This window comes from Thermocrispum sp. (genome assembly GCF_002919275.1).
GTDB classification, from domain to species: Bacteria; Actinomycetota; Actinomycetes; order Mycobacteriales; family Pseudonocardiaceae; genus Thermocrispum; species Thermocrispum agreste.
On sequence record NZ_PKFA01000014.1, the window covers coordinates 36,666 to 54,128 of the forward strand.

14 protein-coding genes and 1 tRNA gene are annotated in these 17,463 nt (G+C 70.4%); 5 read left to right on the forward strand and 10 right to left on the reverse strand.

All coding sequences use genetic code 11. From position 1 onward, the window contains the following. Positions 1-101: 101 nt before the first annotated feature. The 7 genes from CXP56_RS02800 to mfd form a co-directional block, all read right to left on the reverse strand. Positions 102-599, reverse strand: a complete 498-nt coding sequence (locus CXP56_RS02800) for a DUF501 domain-containing protein (RefSeq protein WP_028847600.1) — start codon at positions 597-599, stop codon at positions 102-104. Between the two features lie 58 nt (positions 600-657). Then, the gene (locus CXP56_RS02805; RefSeq protein WP_245566642.1) at positions 658-1,083 is read right to left on the reverse strand and encodes an FtsB family cell division protein; all 426 of its coding nucleotides are present in this window, start codon (positions 1,081-1,083) and stop codon (positions 658-660) included. Positions 1,084-1,215: 132 nt separating this feature from the next. After that, complete coding sequence (gene eno, locus CXP56_RS02810; RefSeq protein WP_028847598.1) at positions 1,216-2,529, reverse strand: phosphopyruvate hydratase; 1,314 nt, start codon at positions 2,527-2,529, stop codon at positions 1,216-1,218. 180 nt (positions 2,530-2,709) lie between these two features. Next, positions 2,710-3,447: a lysozyme family protein gene (locus CXP56_RS02815; protein ID WP_286899681.1), complete on the reverse strand. Its 738-nt coding sequence runs from the start codon at positions 3,445-3,447 to the stop codon at positions 2,710-2,712. A gap of 35 nt (positions 3,448-3,482) precedes the next feature. After that, positions 3,483-4,475 carry a nucleoside triphosphate pyrophosphohydrolase gene (locus CXP56_RS02820; protein ID WP_286899683.1) on the reverse strand — a complete coding sequence of 331 codons (993 nt, stop codon included), beginning with the start codon at positions 4,473-4,475 and terminating at the stop codon, positions 3,483-3,485. Beyond that, positions 4,472-5,314, reverse strand: coding sequence for a hypothetical protein (locus CXP56_RS02825; RefSeq protein WP_028847595.1), 843 nt, complete (start codon positions 5,312-5,314; stop codon positions 4,472-4,474). Before CXP56_RS02825 ends, CXP56_RS02820 begins: the two co-directional genes overlap by 4 nt. Before the next feature lie 207 nt (positions 5,315-5,521). Then, a complete protein-coding gene (mfd, locus tag CXP56_RS02830) occupies positions 5,522-9,070 on the reverse strand; it encodes a transcription-repair coupling factor (RefSeq protein ID WP_286899687.1) in 3,549 nt (1,182 codons plus the stop codon). A gap of 75 nt (positions 9,071-9,145) precedes the next feature. Here mfd and CXP56_RS02835 point away from each other — a divergent pair, with 75 nt between their 5' ends. Beyond that, the gene (locus tag CXP56_RS02835) at positions 9,146-10,444 is read left to right on the forward strand and encodes a PQQ-dependent sugar dehydrogenase (protein ID WP_286899689.1); all 1,299 of its coding nucleotides are present in this window, start codon (positions 9,146-9,148) and stop codon (positions 10,442-10,444) included. A gap of 76 nt (positions 10,445-10,520) precedes the next feature. Next, positions 10,521-11,717 carry a PQQ-dependent sugar dehydrogenase gene (locus CXP56_RS02840; protein WP_286899691.1) on the forward strand — a complete coding sequence of 399 codons (1,197 nt, stop codon included), beginning with the start codon at positions 10,521-10,523 and terminating at the stop codon, positions 11,715-11,717. 48 nt (positions 11,718-11,765) lie between these two features. Here the strand turns inward: CXP56_RS02840 and CXP56_RS02845 are convergent, their stop codons facing one another. Further along, a complete protein-coding gene (locus CXP56_RS02845; protein ID WP_286899692.1) occupies positions 11,766-12,947 on the reverse strand; it encodes an MFS transporter in 1,182 nt (393 codons plus the stop codon). A 136-nt stretch (positions 12,948-13,083) separates the two neighbouring features. Here CXP56_RS02845 and CXP56_RS02850 point away from each other — a divergent pair, with 136 nt between their 5' ends. Then, entirely contained in the window at positions 13,084-13,692 is a 609-nt protein-coding gene (locus CXP56_RS02850; RefSeq protein WP_028847591.1) for a TetR/AcrR family transcriptional regulator, read from the forward strand. On the opposite strand, the gene CXP56_RS02855 is transcribed toward CXP56_RS02850, so the two are convergent. Together CXP56_RS02855 and CXP56_RS02860 are read right to left on the reverse strand one after the other, a co-directional pair. Continuing rightward, positions 13,689-14,285, reverse strand: a complete 597-nt coding sequence (locus tag CXP56_RS02855; RefSeq protein ID WP_028847590.1) for a TetR/AcrR family transcriptional regulator — start codon at positions 14,283-14,285, stop codon at positions 13,689-13,691. The genes CXP56_RS02850 and CXP56_RS02855 overlap by 4 nt on opposite strands. Before the next feature lie 109 nt (positions 14,286-14,394). After that, positions 14,395-15,363: an acyl-CoA desaturase gene (locus CXP56_RS02860; protein WP_028847589.1), complete on the reverse strand. Its 969-nt coding sequence runs from the start codon at positions 15,361-15,363 to the stop codon at positions 14,395-14,397. Between the two features lie 190 nt (positions 15,364-15,553). Between CXP56_RS02860 and CXP56_RS02865 the strand changes: the two genes are divergently transcribed. Further along, positions 15,554-15,625 (forward strand) — tRNA-Gln (locus tag CXP56_RS02865). A 62-nt stretch (positions 15,626-15,687) separates the two neighbouring features. Beyond that, positions 15,688-17,310, forward strand: a complete 1,623-nt coding sequence (locus CXP56_RS02870; protein ID WP_245566640.1) for a GGDEF domain-containing protein — start codon at positions 15,688-15,690, stop codon at positions 17,308-17,310. The last annotated feature ends 153 nt before the right edge of the window (positions 17,311-17,463 follow it).

Consider the following 17,463-nt stretch of genomic DNA (forward strand, 5'->3'; position numbering starts at 1 on the left):
CCCGGTGGACGCCACGGCGGCAGGGAACGAGCTTTCCCGGTGGACGTCGCGCCCGGACGCCACGACGCGTTCGCGAACCTACCGGCCCGGTGTGCGGCCGGTCATTCGGCGGCGCAGTCTCCTGCCGGCCAGTCCTTGCTGATCAGGTCGAACGTTTCGTCGCCGAACGGGTTCACGCCGGGCCCCACCGCCAGCCGGTGGGCCAGGTGAACGTGCAGGCACTTGACCCGCGTGGGCATGCCTCCCGCGGTGACCTGGTGGCCGAGCGGTTCGATCGCGTCCCGCTCCGCCAGGTACTGCTCGTGCGCCCGCCGGTACGCCGCGGCCAGCTCGTCGTCGGTCGCCAGCCGCGCGGTCATCTCCCGCATGATCCCGCTGGCCTCGAGCCTGCCGACCAGCGAGCACAGCCGCGGGCAGGTCAGGTAGTACAGCGTCGGGAACGGTGTGCCGTCCTCCAGCCGAGGGTTGGTCTGCACGACCGCGGGATGCCCGCTCGGGCAGCGCGCCGCGATGGCCCGCATCGCCCGCGGCGGCCGGCCCAGCTGCTGGCGGACCACCTCCCGGTCCGCGTCGGTCACCGGCTCGAATTCCCTGCGCATGGCCGTCGAGACTACTTGGTCGGCTGGGGTCACTTCGCCGGCACCGGGCGCGCCTGGTTCACTTCGCCACCCCGGCCCACAGCTTCTCGAACCACGCCTCGTCGACCTTGTCCCGCTTGCCCGGCTCGCTGGTGCCGTCCGTCCAGGCGTCCCCGGGCAGCTGCACGATGTAAGGCGTCTCACCGGGCATCACGTACCGCAACCGCCTGCGCGCCTCGGCCTCGATGTGTGCGGGATCGGACAGCTCCCGCTTCCTGCGCTCCAGCTCGGCCACCTTGCCGACCAGCTGCTGTTTGAGTTCTTCCTGTTCGGCGACCTCGGCCCGCTGCGCCAGATACGTGCGCAGCGGCACCGCCAGGGTGAACGCCAGCGCGCACACCACGAGGGCGGCGATCGCCGCACGACGGGTCGACGTCAACCCGAGCGCACGCGCCGCCCCGGCCAGCCGCTTGCTGCGCACGCCTTCGGCGACCCGGGCCCGCACGGTCGTCCTGGCGCGGGTCCGGGTCGCGGCGCTCGGGCCGGGCCGAGGCCGGCCGCGCGTGAGCTCCGGGCGACGCGACGTGCCCCGTGGGGCCCGCCGTTGGTCAGGTTTCGCCCGGGTCATCGTCCTGCCTTATCCGTTCGCACCGTCGGAGCCGTTCGACCCGCTCGCGGTGAAGCGGGGGAAGGCCAGGTCACCGGCATACCGCGCGGCGTCGGCCAGGTTCTCCTCGATGCGCAGCAGCTGGTTGTACTTCGCGGTGCGCTCGCCACGAGCCGGCGCCCCGGTCTTGATCTGCCCGGCACCGCTGGCCACCGCCAGGTCCGCGATCGTGGTGTCCTCGGTCTCGCCGGACCGGTGGCTGATCATCGACTTGTAGCCGTAGGAGGTGGCCAGCGCGATGGCGTCCAGCGTCTCCGACAGCGTGCCGATCTGGTTGACCTTCACCAGCAACGCGTTGGCGGCCCGGCGGGCGATGCCGTCCTCCAGCCGGTCCAGGTTGGTGACGAACAAGTCGTCGCCGACCAGCTGCACCCGGGAGCCGACGCGGGCGGTGAGCTCCACCCAGCCGTCCCAGTCGTCCTCGGCCAGCGGGTCCTCGATCGACACCAGCGGGTAGGAGTCGAGCAGCTCCTCGTAGTAGTCGCCCATCTGGGCCGCGGTGCGCTGGTTGCCCTCGAACTTGTACGAGCCGTCGGCGAAGAACTCGGTCGCGGCGACGTCCAGCGCCAGCGCCACGTCGCTGCCCGGGGTGAAGCCGGCCTTCTTGATCGACTCGACGATCAGGTCGAGCGCCGCCCGGTTGTTCGGCAGGTTCGGCGCGAAACCGCCCTCGTCGCCGAGTCCGGTGCTCAGCCCCTTGGCCTTCAGCACCGACTTGAGCGCGTGGTAGACCTCCACGCCCCAGCGCAGCGCCTCACGGAACGACTCGGCGCCGATCGGGGCGATCATGAACTCCTGCACGTCCACGTCGGTGTCGGCGTGTGCGCCGCCGTTGAGGATGTTCATCATCGGCACCGGCAGCACGTGCGCGTTCGGGCCGCCCAGGTACTGGTACAGCTCCAGGCCCGCCGAATCCGCGGCCGCCTTGGCCACCGCCAGCGACACGCCAAGGATGGCGTTGGCACCCAGCCGTGACTTGTCCGGCGTGCCGTCCAGGTCGACCAGCTTCTGGTCCACGATCCGCTGGTCGACCGCGTCGATACCGACCAGCTCGGGCGCGATCTCGTCCAGCACCGCGGCAACGGCCTTCTCGACCCCTTTGCCGTTGTAGCGCTGCGGATCGCCGTCGCGGAGCTCGACCGCTTCGTGCTCCCCTGTCGAGGCGCCGGAGGGAACCGCGGCCCTGGCCAGCGTCCCGTCGTCCAGCGCCACCTCGACCTCGACCGTAGGGTTGCCACGCGAGTCGAGAATCTCCCGCGCACCTACCTGATCGATTACCGCCACGCTCACTCCTCGCTACCTGCTCACGGTGAGCTCGTACCTGCCGATACGCGCTCTCACGACTGACGTCTCGCAGCGTAGCCGCCGCGCGGTGTCACCCGTTGGAGGCATGCGGTAGCTCACGTCGTCTCTGCCCGTCCGGGCCGGATGCGCGGTCCTAGACGCCGACCGCACCGTTCGCCCTCATCGGCCGGCGGCAGCGCTTGCCTTGGCATACCGCTCCGTCGCCAGGTACACCCGCTGCGCGAACTTCGTCGAGCCGCCGAATGCGGCCACCGCCTTCCACCAGGCACGCGCCCCGGTCAGGTCATTGCCCTGCGCGCACAGGACTCGGGCCGCCGTCACCGCCGCGTCGTCGATGTGCTGCGGATCGGGACGTTCGCGGTCCCGCGCCGCCCGGAAACGGTGCGCCTTCCACTTCGCGGGCGTGATGTGCAGCGGGCCGACCCGGCCGTCGCCGGCCACCACGGGCTCGCTCAGCTCACCGTTCGGCTCGACCTTGCCGCCCGCATGTTTGCTGGCCACCTCCCCGATGCCGGCCAGGGTCGACCAGGCAAGACGGCACTTGGGGGCGTCCGTGCGCATCCACATCTCCGCCAGGCCGTACGCCCGGACCGCCCGTACCGGGATCCCGGTCAGGCCGCCGACCTCCTTCGCCCACGCGGCCAGTTCCGCTTCGTCGGAGGCGTGCGGGCGGTCCACCGGCGCGGGGACGCCGCGCGGCGGCGCGGCTGCGTTGGGCGCGGGCAGCGATCCGGCATGTGCGGACGCGGCTTCGTCGCTTTCGGCGGCCGGCCGGTTGACGCCGATGGTCAGCAACAGCGTCAGGCCCACGGCGATCACCAGCCCCGTGACCGCCAAGCGTGCGACAGGCGGCCGGAGCCGCAGTGGCAAGCCAACAGGCCGTGGCGGTTCGCTCACTCGATCAGGTTATCCCGTCTGTGTCGAACGTCCGGTCACGCCGACGCTGTGTCGGCTTCCTCCTCCGATTTCGGCCAGTATCGCCGCCAGCCGTCCGCGCCCATCGTCAGCGGATCGGCACCGTCGGCGCGCGCCGCCTGCTCGGCCCTGCGGACCAGGGCGGCGAACCGCTTGGCCGCGGCGCGCAGCTCCCCTTCCGGCTCACGCTCGGCCCGCATGGCCCGCGCCGCGTGCGCGAACAGCTCCGCTCCGGGACCGTCCACCGACAGCAGGTCCTCGGGCAGGTCCGCGCGCAGCACCCGTTCGACGATCTTGCCCGCCAAGGCCGCCGCAGGCTGCCCGAGGGCCACCCCGTCGAGCGTCGACGTGCGGCCCATTTGCTGCTGCTTGAGGCGGTGCCAGTTCTCTTCTTGTGCCTGCGCCGTAGGCGCAGCTTCCGCCCCCGCGAACAACTGCGGGTGACGGCGGATCAGCTTGTCGACCAGTTCGGTGGCCACGACGTCGATATCGAAGGGGTCGTCTGCGTGCTCGGCGGCGATCCGGGCATGGAACAGCACCTGCAACAGCACGTCACCGAGTTCTTCGCGCAGCGCCCGCCGATCGCCAGACTCGATCGCTTCGAGCAGTTCGTAGGCCTCTTCCAGCAGGTAACGCCGCAACGACTCGTGCGTCTGCTCGCCGTCCCACGGGCAACCGCCGGGCGACCTCAGCGTGTCCATCACCTCCACCGCGCGCTGCAACGGCGGCGTGGGCTGCTCGACGACCCTGGCGCCCGCGGCCACGAGCGCTTGCGCGGCCTGATCGGCACGATCGGCGGCGAGCAGCACGACGGACTTGCGTTCGGCGACGCCCAGCAGTTCGGACCGCTCCGGTGCCGGCTCGGCGCCGGGCACGGTCAGCCCCACGCCGGGCGCGCAGTAGACCACGTCCGCCGCCCGCACGGCACTCAATGCCTCGGCGGGGACGCCCGCCGCCGTGACGATCACGACGACCGGGCCCAGGGGCGAGCCCGGCACCGCTGCGGTCACTGCCGTTCGACTCCGTTCGCCTGGAACAGGTGGTTCTGCGCGTGCTCCTCGTCGTTCAGGATGACCATGCCTGCCTCGTCCCACACGCCGTAGCGCGGGCTGACCGTCACCCCGAGCCGTTCCGCGGCCGGCCGGAGCATCTGCAGACCGATCTGGGCCAGCACCTCGTCCGGGTAGGAACGGTCGCTGTCGCCCTGCGTCTCCGTCCTGTCCTCGACCAAGGCGACCAGCCACAGCGAGCCGTTCTGCGGGCTCGGCCGCATCACCACCACGGTGCCCGGTTCGACCGAGAACAGCGGGGTCTGCGCCAGGACTTCCCGGTCGGTGCCGATCAGCTCGGACAGCGTCAGCTCGTCCGGCAGCCGTTGGTCACCGCGCTCGGCCAGCTCGGCAGCCGCCCCCGGGGTGGCCGCCATGCGCTTGCCCAGCTCGACCGCACGCTGCCGCGCCGACGAGCCAGGCTCCTCCTGGCTGATCAACGTGCCGGTGACGCGCACGGACAGCCGGTCCACGTAGTGATCACCGATCGCCCGCAGCAGGAGCATGTCCTCGATGCGCTCCCTGGCCAGGCCCGGTGTGGTCAGCAGCCGCTTGGCCGCTTCGGTCTCCCCGCCGAGGCGGCCGAGCAACGTGTCGACCTCCCCCGGGTCGGCCCGCAGGCCGAGCCGGGCCGCGGTGTCGGTGATCAGCTCATGGCGGATACGCGCGGCCAGCGAGTTGCTGGTGATTCTGCCGAGCGCTTTCTCCGCCCTGAGCTGCTCGGCTTCCGGGACGTTCTTGAGCAACCAGTTGAACTCGCGCTGCAGCGAGTCCACCGAGATCTGGGTGTTCCCGACCACGGCGGCGGCCCCTGCCTGCCTGGGCCCGGTGTCACAGGCGCCAAGGGTCAACACACTTGTCACAGCGAGCAGCGCGAGCCAGCTACGGCGGATGAAGTGCCTCACAGCGCGATACCTTCTCATAACGCCCGGCCTCGGTGGGACGGCACCCGCCACCTCAAGTGGCCGCGGCAGCCGGATGCGCAGCGTGCGACCGGCGAGAACCGGTCAGCCGGTGATCGACTGGACGAACTTCACGCACCACTCCAGCAGCGCGTCGTCGCGCAGCGGCGGGGCGCCGATCCGGCCACCTGCGGGGCCTTCGGTGGGCCGCGGCACCGACACGGTGGACGTGGCCGCCTTGTAGATGGCCTTCGGGTGCAGCCGCTTGAGCCGCACCTGCTGGGAATCCGCCAGCTTCATCGGCGCGAACCGGATGTTGTTGCCCTGCAGCGAGACCTCGGTGACGCCCGCCGCCCGGCACACCTGCTTCAGCCCGGCGATCGCCAGCAGCCGCTCCACCGGGGCGGGCGGCTGCCCGTAGCGGTCGATCAGCTCCTCGCGGACCTCGGTGATCGCGTCGGCCTTGTCCTGCTGGCTGGCGGCGGCGATCTTCCGGTACGCCTCCAGACGCAGCCGCTCGCCGGTGACGTAGTCGTGCGGGATGTGCGCGTCGACCGGCAGGTCCACCCTGACCTCGACCGGCTCTTCGTCGGCGGGCTCCGCGCCCGCCGAGCGGCGGAACGCGTCCACGGCCTCGCCGACCAGCCGCACGTAGAGGTCGAAGCCGACACCGGCGATGTGCCCGGACTGCTCGGCGCCGAGCAGGTTGCCCGCTCCGCGGATCTCCAGGTCCTTCATCGCCACCGCCATGCCCGCGCCCAGCTCGGTGTTCTGCGCGATGGTGGCCAGCCGCTCGTGCGCGGTTTCGGTCAGCGGCACCTCCGGCGGGTAGAGGAAGTACGCGTAGCCGCGCTCACGACGACGCCCGACCCGGCCGCGCAGCTGGTGCAGCTGGGCCAGGCCGAGCAGGTCCGCCCGCTCCACGATCAACGTGTTGGCGCCCGCGATGTCCAGGCCGGTCTCCACGATCGTGGTACAGACCAGCACGTCGAACTCGTGCCGCCAGAAGCCCTCGATGATCTTCTCCAGGCGGTCCTCGTTCATCTGGCCGTGCGCCACCGCGATGCGCGCTTCCGGCACCAGCTCGCCGAGCCGCTTGGCCGCCTTGTCGATGCTGCGAACCCGGTTGTGCACGTAGAAGACCTGGCCGTCGCGCAGCAGCTCGCGCCGGATGGCCGCGGCGACCTGCTTGTCGTCGTACTCGCCGACGTAGGTCAGGATCGGGTGCCGCTCCTCCGGCGGGGTCAGGATCGTCGACATCTCCCGGATGCCGGCCAGCGACATCTCCAGGGTGCGCGGGATCGGGGTCGCCGACATGGTCAGCACGTCGACGTGGGTGCGCAGCGCCTTGATGTGTTCCTTGTGCTCGACGCCGAAGCGCTGCTCCTCGTCCACGATGACCAGGCCGAGGTCCTTGTAACGGACGCCGGTCTGCAACAGCCGGTGGGTGCCGATCACGATGTCCACTTCGCCGTCGGCAAGGCCGGCCAGGATCGCCTCCGCCTCAGTGTCGTCGGTGAACCGCGACAACGCCTTGATCGTCACCGGGAACGCGCTCATGCGCTCGGTGAACGTGGCCAGGTGCTGCTGCGCCAGCAGCGTGGTCGGCACCAGCACCGCGACCTGCTTGCCGTCCTGCACCGCCTTGAACGCCGCCCGCACGGCGATCTCCGTCTTGCCGTAGCCGACGTCGCCGCAGATCACCCGATCCATCGGCACGCCGCGCTCCATGTCGGCCTTGACTTCCTCGATCGCCGCCAGCTGATCCGGCGTCTCGGTGTACGGGAAGGCGTCCTCCAGCTCCCGCTGCCACGGCGTGTCCGGGCCGAACGCGTGCCCCGGCGACGCCTGCCGTGCGGCGTAGAGCTGGATCAGCTCGGCGGCGATCTCCCGCACCGCCTTGCGCGCCCTGGCCTTGGTGTTCTTCCAGTCCGAGCCACCCAGCTTGTTCAGCGTCGGCTGCTCACCGCCGACGTACCGGGAGATCGCGTCCAGCTGATCGGTCGGGACGTAGAGGCGGTCACCCGGGTGGCCGCGCTTGGAGCTGGCGTACTCCAGCACCAGGTACTCACGCGTGGCGCCGGCGACCGTGCGCTGCACCATCTCGACGTAGCGGCCGATGCCGTGCTGTTCGTGCACCACGTAGTCGCCGGGCTTGAGCGCCAGCGGATCGACCGCGTTGCGGCGCCGCGACGGCATCTTGACGGCGGCTTCCGTTTCCACTGCGCCGCGGCCGGTGATGTCCGACTCGGTGAGCACGGCCAGCGCTGCCGACGGCAGCGAGAAGCCTTCGGTGAGCGTGCCGCGGGTGACCGTGACGACCCCGGCAGGCGGCGGCTCGCCGATGCTCTCGGCCAGCGCGGCGGGCACGTCCTCGGCGGACAGCTGCTCCACTGCACGCGCCGCTGTGCCCGCGCCCGCGACGACCACCACCGCTGCCCCGTCGGAGGCGGTGTGGGCCCGCAGGTCCTTCGCCGCCTTCGGGAAGTCACCGCGATATCCCGGGGCCGGTTGCACGCCGGTGTCGATCACGTCGCCGACGTCGGTGGTCAGCTGGCTGAGCGTCCACCAGCATCGGCCTGTCGCCTTGGCGTGCTGCTCGATCTCGGCCAGGTCGCGATACGCCGACGCGCCGAGGTCGATCGGGGCCTGGCCACCGGCCGCGGCGCCGGACCAGGATGCCTCCAGGAACTCCTGGCCGGTGCGCACCAGGTCGTGCGCGCGGGCCACGATCCGCTCCGGGTCGGCCAGCACCACGTGCGTGCCCGCGGGGAACGCGTCGGTGAGCAGCTCCAGCTCGCCCTCGAGCAGCACCGGGATGAGCGCTTCCATGCCCTCGACCGGGATGCCCTGCGACAGCTTCTCCAGCATTTCGCTGAGCGCCGCGTCAGCTTCGTGCTCGACGCGCAGCGCGGCCGCCCGCGCCTTGACCTCGGTGGTCAGCAGTAGCTCCCGGCACGGCGCCGCCACCACCCGATCCACCGGCTCGGGCAGCGAGCGCTGGTCGGCGACGGCGAACATGCGGATCTCGGAGACCTCGTCGCCCCAGAACTCCACCCGGTACGGGTGCGGCGCGGTGGGCGGGAAGACGTCCAGGATGCCGCCTCGCACGGCGAACTCGCCGCGCTTTTCCACCAGGTCCACGCGGGTGTAGGCGAGCTCGAGCAGCCGGTTGATCATGGCGTCGAACTCGTGCTCTTCGCCGGGCGCGAACTCGATCGGCTCCAGGTCGGCCAGCCCGGGAGCCATCGGCTGGATCAGGCTGCGCACACCGGCGACGACCACCCGCAGGGGCCCCTCCGGCCCCGGGTACTTCAGTCGCCGGAGCACCTGCAGACGCGTGCCGATGGTGTCGGCACGCGGCGACAGCCGCTCGTGCGGCAAGGTCTCCCAGGACGGGAAGGCGGCGACCCGGTCCGGCCCGAGCAGGTCGGCCAGCGCCGCGGACAAGGCGTCCACCTCGCGGCCGGTCGGCACCACCGCGAGCACCGGCCGCTCCGCTCCCCCTGCCGCCTGCTCCGCGGCCAGCGCGGCCACCACCAGCTGCCGCGCGGCCGCCGGACCCTGCAAAGCGAGCTCAGCGGCCCCCGCACGGTCGACGACTGCGCGCAGGCCGGGCGTGGACAGGGCGGCGGACAACAAGCCGGAGAGCACGATTCAACAGGGTACGTACCACCCCCGACACACCCGGGTGCGGGCGGCTTTCGACCCTTTTGACACACTCGCCCCATGAGACGCCTCCGCGTGACTGCAGCCGTACTCGCCGGCCTGTCCGTGCTGCTCGCCAGCTGCTCGGACGGCGCGTCGAGTCAGGAGCCTCCGCCTGGGGCGATCCCCGGCGACCAGCGCACGCACTCGCAGGGGAAGATCAAGGTCACCGAGGTGGCCGAGGGACTGAAGGTCGGCTGGGACATCGGGTTCCTGCCCAGCGGCAACCTGCTCGTCCCGCAGCGGCCGGGCACGTTGTCGGTCATCGCGCCCAAGAAGAAGGGGCAGAAGATCTCCGACGTCACCGACCCCAGCCAGACCACGGTCACCGACGTCGAGATCGACCTGCCGGAACCGTACGTGAAGGCCGAGGGCGGCCTGCTGGGCATGGTGCTGCACCCCGACTTCGAGAAGTCGCGGAAGTTCACACTGTGCCAGACCACGCAGACGCCCGACGGCAAGCCGCAGGACATCCGGCTGATCACCTGGCGACTGAGCGAGGACGAGAAGTCTGCGACGAAGGTCAAGGACCTGATCACCGGGTTGCCGCTCGGCCCGACCGGTCAGCACGTCGGCTGCCGGCCGACCGTGGGCCCGGACGGCGAGCTGCTGATCGGCACCGGTGACGGGTACGACCTCGACGCCGCACAGGACAAGGACAGCCTCGGCGGCAAGGTACTGCGGGTCGACTGGAACACCGGCAAGGCGCTGCCGGACAACCCGTTCGTGGCGGACGGTTCGGCCAAGACCGACAACGCCGAGCGCGTCATCAGCTACGGCCACCGCAACGTGCAGGGTGTCGCGGTGCGGCCGGGCACCAAGGAGATCTGGACCGCCGAGCACGGCACCACCCGGGACGACGAGATCAACCTGATCCAGCCGGGAAAGAACTACGGCTGGGACCCGTCGCAGGGCGGCGAGAAAACCGACGACAGCCAGTACGGCTCGCTGGAGCTCGAAGTCGACATGACCGACAAGGAACGCTTCCCGGACGCAGTGGACGCCAAGTGGTCCACCGGCGAGCCGACCGAAGCACTGTGTGCAGCGGTCTTCCTCGACGGCGAGCAGTGGGGCGAGCTCGAAGGCAAGCTGGCGGTCACTTCGCTGAAGGGTTCCAAGCTGTTCCTGATGACCGTCGAAGGTGAAGGCAAGGACAGCAAGATCACCGCTGTCGACGTGCCGAAGGAACTGGACTGGACCTACAAGCGGCTGCGTGCGGCTCGCATCGGCCCGGACGGCGCGTTGTACCTGACGACCGCGGGCGGCGAGAACGACTACGTGCTCCGGGTCGAGCCGGACAAGGTCGACGGCGGCAAGTAGTCCCAGCCTGCTGACCTCGGGCTGCTTCCCGGCGAGGTCACACGAACCGGACACCAGCGCGGGCATGATGGTCGGTATGACCAGGATCGTGCCCGCGCTGGTGTTTTCTGCGCTCGCCGTGCTGCCCGCAGCGTGCACCGGCGCGCCGGTGCAGCCGGCGCAGAGCCCACCGCCGCCGGAAGACGCGCAGCCCGTGGGCCTGCGGGTGCAGCGGGTCGCCGCGGGGTTCGAGCACCCATGGGACATCGGATTCCTGCCCGGCGGCGAGCTGCTGGTCACCGAGCGGCCCGGCCAGCTGACCCTGTTGTCCGGCGGCAAGCCGGGAGCGCAGCGGACCCAGGTCGAGGCCGACCTGTCCGATGTCTACGCGGTCGGCGAAGGCGGCTTGATGGGCCTGGTCGTCGACCCGGAGTTCGAGAAGACGCGCGAGTTCACCGTGTGTCACGCCTACCAGGAGGGCGGCGAGCCGGTCGACGTGCGCGTGGTGACGTGGAAGCTGGCCGAGGACGGCAGGTCGGCGTCGAAGGCGCGAACGCTGGTCACCGGGATCCCGCTCAACGACAGCGGGCGGCATTCCGGGTGCCGGCTGGAGTACGGGCCCGACGGGGAGCTGCTGATCGGCACGGGCGATGCGGCCGTGGGCACGAATCCGCAGGACAAGAAGGGCCTCGGCGGGAAGGTGCTGCGCGTCGACGCGAAGACCGGTGAGGGGTTGAAGGACAACCCGTTCGCCGACAGCTCCGACCCCAACACCCGCCGGATCGCCACGTACGGGCACCGCAACGTGCAGGGTGTGGCGCTACGGCCGGGCACCGACCAGGTGTTCACCGCCGAGCACGGGCCGGACGTCGACGACGAGGTCAACCGCATGAAGCTCGGCGGCAACTACGGCTGGGATCCGTCGCAGGGCGGCACCGTCGACGGCTACGACGAAAGCGTGTCGATGACCGACACCGAACGCTTCCCGGACGCCGTCCGCCCACTGTGGACCACCGGCGACCACACCGAGGCCCTGTGCGGGGCGGAATTCCTCGACGGCGAGCAGTGGGGCGAGCTCGAGGGGCTGCTTGCGGTGACGGCACTGAAGGCGCAGAAGATGTTCCTGCTGCGGCTCGACGACGCCGGGGAGAAAGTGGAATCGGTGTCGGTACCCGAGGAACTGGACGGCACGCACGGCAGGCTGCGGGCCGCCCGGCTCGGGCCGGACGGCGCCCTGTACGTGAGCACCGACGACGGCGAGGACGACGAAATCCTGCGGGTGACAGCGGGCTAGCCGGCGGACGGCCCGGTACGGGTGGCCCGCAGCCGGCTCTTGCCCCGTTCAGCGTTTCGGCGTCTTCGCACGGCTCGGCGGTGGGGCGTCGCGCACCGCTCGCCTGCGACCTGCGGCTGCACAGATGGTCAGGACGCCGACGACGAGCAGGGCCGCTCCGGTCAGTGCCGCTGCGGCGAAGCCCCCGGCCGTCGCGAGGCCGGCGATCTGCGGTCCGAGGCTCGTGCCGACGAACAGCGCCGCGCTGTAGAGGGCGATCGCTGTGCCGATCGCGTCGGGCGCGGCTGCGTGGATCAACTCGAGGATGGTGGGCGCTGCGACGGCGATTCCGCCGACGAGCAGCAGCAGCGCCAGGCCGAGGAGGATCACGTTCCCGCCGACCAGGCCCGCCGCGGCCGCGCCGAGCGTTGCCACCAGCAGAGCGAGCACCGCCTTGGTGCGGGGGCTGAGCCGGGTGGCCATACCGGTCAGGAAGGGCGCGACGACCACAGCGGGCAGCGAGCTGGCGCGGAGAACGAGAAGTGCCGTCGGGTTGTCCGCCACGGCGGGCGGACCGGCGATCTCGATCGCCGTGTAGACGATGACCAAACTTCCCAACAGTGTGCTTGTCGCGGCATACAGCGCGAGCAGCCGGGGACGGGCCAACAGCCTCGGCACGCTGAGCAACGCCGTCGTCATGGTGTTCGCGCGTTCCGCGGTGTCAGCGCGCAGGCGGATGAGCACGGCAGCGAACAGCAACAGCATGACCGCCGACGAAGCGACGAAGATCGCACGCCAGCCCGCCGGAGCAAGAGCCTGGGCCGCGACCTGCATCACCACGGCCGCAGCCAGTCCGCTGCTGCTCATCGCGCCGAGCGCTACCGGTCGGCGACGCGGATCGGCGTGCTCCGCGAGGTAGGCCGTCGCGGTAGGGCCGATCGCGGCCACCGTCACGCCCTGCAGACAGCGGAACGCGACGGCGGCGGGCAGACTCTGGGCAAAGGTGACGAGCAGCGTCGAGAACGCGGCCCCCAGCAGGCCGACGAGGATCACCTTGCGCGGCCCGTACCGGTCCGCTGCCGGGCCCGCGAAGAGGAAACCGATCGCGAAGCTGAGGCTGAAGCCGGTCGCCAACCATGTCGTGGCCGACAGCGCGATTCCCCAGTCGCGCGCGATGGCCGGCATCAGCGGGATGACGGTGTAGGTCTGGCCGACGCCGACGACAGAGGTCCCCACGAAGATCGGCAGCATGCGCCCGAGGGGAACCCAGCGCTGCGTCTCCCGTTGCGGTGAGAACACGTCGTGAGGTGAACGCACGTCCCCCACGATGCCAACCAACTAGTTGGATGTCAACCGTCTGGTTGGTTGGCCGGCTATGCTGGCAGGCATGGCCACAACGAGGTCCCGCACCACCAGGGAGCGTCTCCTGGCCGCAGCGCGCGAGGAGTTCGCCGCGCACGGCATCGCCGGGGCGAGAGTCGACCGGATCGCGGCAGCCGCCGGAGTGAACAAGGAGCGCATCTACGCGAACTTCGGCAGCAAGGAAGCCTTGTTCCAGGCTGTGGTCACGCAAGCGATGGCCGAGCACGCCGACGGGATCGGCCTGCCCGAGGGCGATCTCGCCGAGTACGTCGGCCGGCTGTACGACTTCCATCGTCGGCACCCGACCCTGCTCCGGCTCATGCTGTGGGAGGCGCTGCACTACGGCGACCGACCGTTCGACAGCAGTTCGCGCCAGCCGAGCTACCGCAAGAAGGTCGAGGCACTGGCCGAGGCACTCGGCAGGCCCGCGGACCACCACACAGCGGCCACGCTGATGGTGCTCATCGGGCTCGCCTGCTGGGCGCACACCATGCCCCAGCTCGCACGCTTCCTCCTGGAGGGCGAAAGCGCCGAGACCCGCCACCAACTCATGCGCGCACAAGTGGTCGAGTTCGCACGCCGGACGTTGTCCACCGGCCAACCCGGGACGGCAAGCGTGGACCAGCGGGACTAGTCGTCGAGCTGAAGCCTGGGCTTCGGGTCGAGCCTCGACAGGCCGTTCCACGCCAGGTTGACCAGGTGCGCGGCGACCTCGTCCCGCTTGGGCTTGCGCGCATCCAGCCACCACTGCCCGGTCAGCGCCACCATCCCCACCAGCGCCTGCGCGTACAGCGGCGCCAGCTTGCGGTCGTACCCACGGGCGGAGAACTGCTGCCCGAGGATGTGCTCGACCTGGCTGGCGATGTCGTTGAGCAGCGTGGAGAACGTACCGGTCGAGGTGACCACGGGCGAATCCCGCACCAGGATGCGGAATCCGCCCTCGGACTCCTCGACATACGTCAGCAACGCCACCGCGGCCTGCTCCAGCATCGTCCGGGGATGGTCGGCGTCCAGGCTGCTGACCATCAGGTCGAGCAGTGTCTGCGTCTCCCGGTCGACCACCACGGCGTAGATCCCTTCCTTGCCGCCGAAGTGCTCGTACACCACCGGCTTCGACACGTCGGCACGCTGGGCGATCTCCTCCACCGACGTGCCGTCGAAGCCCTTCTCCGCGAACAACGCCTTGGCGACGTTGAGCAGCTGCTGCCGGCGTTCGGTGCCGGTCATGCGCACGCGAGGCACCGAAGCCGCCGATGATTGCCGCTGGGCCCCGCTCGTCCGCTTCGACCGCCGTGCCATGCCGCCAGGCTATCCGCCGAGCGGCCGTCCACCGTGATCAGCCCTTCACGGCCAGCCGGGCCAGCCGCTGCTTGGTCGGCCAGCGAACGTCGTACGCCCAGCCGAGCTTTTCGAACAGCCAGATGATCCGCGCCGAGATGTCGATCTGGCCCCGTTTCACGCCGTGCCGGGCGGACGTCGGGTCGGCGTGGTGCAGGTTGTGCCACGACTCGCCGAGCGACAGGATGGCCAGCGGCCAGAAGTTCGCCGACCGGTCCCTGGCCTTGAACGGGCGCTCACCGATCATGTGGCACACCGAGTTGATCGACCAGGTGACGTGGTGCAGTACGCAGATGCGCACCAGACCGGCCCAGAAGAACGCGGTGAGCGCGCCCCAGAGCGACCAGGTGATCAAGCCGCCGAGCAGCGCGGGCAGCGCCAGGCTCAGCAGCGTCCACAGCCAGAACAGCTTGTCCACCCGCACCAGGGTCTTGTCCTTGAGCAGGTCGGGCGCGAAACGGTCGATGTTGGTGACGTTGCGGTCGAACAGCCAGCCCATGTGGGCGTGCCAGAAACCCTTGGCGATGGCCAGCGGCGTCTCCCCGAACGCCCACGGCGAGTGCGGATCCCCCTCGCGGTCGGAGTAGGCGTGGTGGCGACGGTGGTCGGCCACCCAGATCAGCGGCGGGCCCTGCATCGCCGTGCTGCCCGCGATCGCCAGTGCCGCCCGCAACCACGGCTTGGCCTTGAACGACCCGTGGGTCAGATGGCGGTGGTACCCGACCGTGACACCGGCCGCTCCGATGAAGTAGAACGCCACGAACAATCCGACGTCCACCCAGGTCAGGCCCCATCCCCAGGCGAGGGGCACAGCGGCGACGAGCGCCAGCATCGGCGCGATCACGCCGATGTAGACGGCCACTTGCACCTTGACCGGACGCCGACCCGAGATGATCGGCTTCGGACCTTGCTTGAGCTTGTCGGTCGTCGAGGGCTCGGCGTTGGTCTTGCCGGCAGTAACCGTCATGAGCCCGCTCCTGATTCCTGCTACCTACGGTTCCGTAGGTTACGGTACCCCACGGCACCGGCGGGCAAACCAGATCGACGTGACAAGCCCCTCAACAGACGAACACGCGGATGTGCTGGCCCTCGTCCCACCGGCCTTGAGCGGCCGTGCACAATGTCACCAGGAGGGGTAGACGGAAAACCCCTACCGATCCGCCGTGGTGTAATGGGCAGCACTTCAGATTTTGGTTCTGACGGTTCAGGTTCGAGTCCTGGCGGCGGAGCTTCCCTGCGCGTGAGCGCGCCCGAGGCGGCGCGCCCGAGACCGCGCCCGTCCGTGTCGACGATGTCCAACGCCTGGCTGGTCGGCCGGGCGCGGGAACTGCGCGCATCCGTGCAGACCAGCGAGCGCGCCGAGCAGCTGCGCATCATCGACGAGCTGGACGTCCTGCTGCAGGAGGCCAAGCGGCGGGGGGACCCGTTGATGATCGCCGACCTGCTGCGCAGCGCTGCCCTGGCACGGCTGGCCACCCGCGGCCGGTGCGCGACGTCCGAGCCGTTGCTGGACGAGCTGCTCGCGCACACCAGGCGCAACGGCATGCCGATCCATCGCGCCGGGGCGCACGCCCTGCAAGCCCGCCGGCTCATCCTGGCAGGCAAGCAGGACGCCGCGGTCACGGAAATCGCCCGTGCGCTGGCGGTGCTGGACGATCCCCCGGCCGACGACGCCCACGCCGGCGACCGCGACACGGAGCGGGCGCTGGTCCGTGCGCTGATCGACTGCTGGCAGGTGCTGTCCGAACTGAGCCTGTACGAGACCGCCGAGGAGGTCTCCGCACGTTCGCACAGCGCGCTGCTGCAGAGCGCGGGCCCGCACGAGATCACCATCCACCTGCTCAACTTCATCGAGATGCTGCTGGCCTGGGCGCTGCGGCTGGAGCGGGTGCGGAAGAAGGACCTCGCCAGGCAGAAGTTCCGCATGGCCGCCTCGGTGGCGCGCGAGGTCGAGAAGCCGTTCACCGATTCGCTGTTCCGCAAGCGGGACGAGCCGGCGATCGAGCAGGTGGGCCTGGTCGCCGCCGCCGTGGCGTTCGAAAAGCCAGGTCAGGAGCACGTGACCAGGTTGCGCAGGCTGCTCGCTCAGCCGTCGTCCGGCCAGGAAACCGTGCTGGTGGCCATCGCGCTGGCGCGCTGCCTGGAAGTCGACGGCTCGCGCGACGAAGCCATGAAAGTGCTGGTCGCGGCGCGCGAGGAAGCCCGGGCCATGAACGCACCGACCTCCACCCAGCTCAACATCGACCGGGAGCTGGCGCGTATCGAAACGGCAGGCCGGGTGGCCCAGACGGTCGTCAGCTACGTGCAGTCCCTCGAGGCCGAGTTGTGGGCGCTGCGGGAGTCCCAGGCTGCCGCCCTGGAAACCCGGCGCAAGCACGAGCGGCTCTCCGCGCAGCACGGCGCCATCGCCAAGGCGGCCTTGCAGGATCCGCTGACCGGCTTGCCCAACCGCCGTGCCCTCGACGAGCGGCTCCGCCAGCTGTCCGGTGATGCGTCCGCACAGCCGCTGGCGGTGGCCCTGATCGACCTGGACGGGTTCAAGGGCGTCAACGACAACAAGTCGCATCAGGAAGGTGATGACGTCCTGCGGGTCATCGCCAGCACTTTGCGGGACGCGCTGCGTGGTGGGGACTTCGTCGCCCGGTACGGCGGTGACGAGTTCGTCGTGCTCCTGCCCGGCGCGCCCGCATCGGCGGCGGCCAACGCGATGAACCGCTGCCGGTCGGCCGTGGCGGACCTGCCCGGCCACCTGTCCCACGGCGTCACGCTGTCCGTCGGGCTGGTCTCGATGGCGCCGACCGAGAACGTCGACGAAGTGCTGTCCCGGGCCGATGCCGCGATGTACGAGGCGAAGCGCAACGGCGGCAATCAGGTCGTCTCCGCCATGCAAGACGGCGCCGAAGCGGTCAGCTGACATGGCGCGGTCGACGCGGTTGACGCCATTCGGTGCGCTGGAGCGCAGCGAGTGCCGCAACCGTGACGGCGAACACGCTGTTCGGTGGCGTCGCACCGGAAAGCAGAGAGAATGACCAGGTGAAGACGTATAGCGATCCGCCTGGGTCCGGTC

Excerpts from the sequence above, each read along its gene's own strand:
- CXP56_RS02800 (WP_028847600.1), bottom strand. The coding sequence starts at position 599 with ATGCGCAGGGAATTCGAGCCGGTGACCGACGCGGACCGGGAGGTGGTC.
- CXP56_RS02835 (WP_286899689.1), top strand. The coding sequence starts at position 9,146 with ATGAGACGCCTCCGCGTGACTGCAGCCGTACTCGCCGGCCTGTCCGTG.
- CXP56_RS02840 (WP_286899691.1), top strand. The coding sequence starts at position 10,521 with ATGACCAGGATCGTGCCCGCGCTGGTGTTTTCTGCGCTCGCCGTGCTG.
- CXP56_RS02845 (WP_286899692.1), bottom strand. The coding sequence starts at position 12,947 with ATGCTGCCGATCTTCGTGGGGACCTCTGTCGTCGGCGTCGGCCAGACC.
- CXP56_RS02850 (WP_028847591.1), top strand. The coding sequence starts at position 13,084 with ATGGCCACAACGAGGTCCCGCACCACCAGGGAGCGTCTCCTGGCCGCA.
- CXP56_RS02855 (WP_028847590.1), bottom strand. The coding sequence starts at position 14,285 with ATGACCGGCACCGAACGCCGGCAGCAGCTGCTCAACGTCGCCAAGGCG.
- CXP56_RS02860 (WP_028847589.1), bottom strand. The coding sequence starts at position 15,363 with ATGACGGTTACTGCCGGCAAGACCAACGCCGAGCCCTCGACGACCGAC.
- CXP56_RS02870 (WP_245566640.1), top strand. The coding sequence starts at position 15,688 with ATGTCCAACGCCTGGCTGGTCGGCCGGGCGCGGGAACTGCGCGCATCC.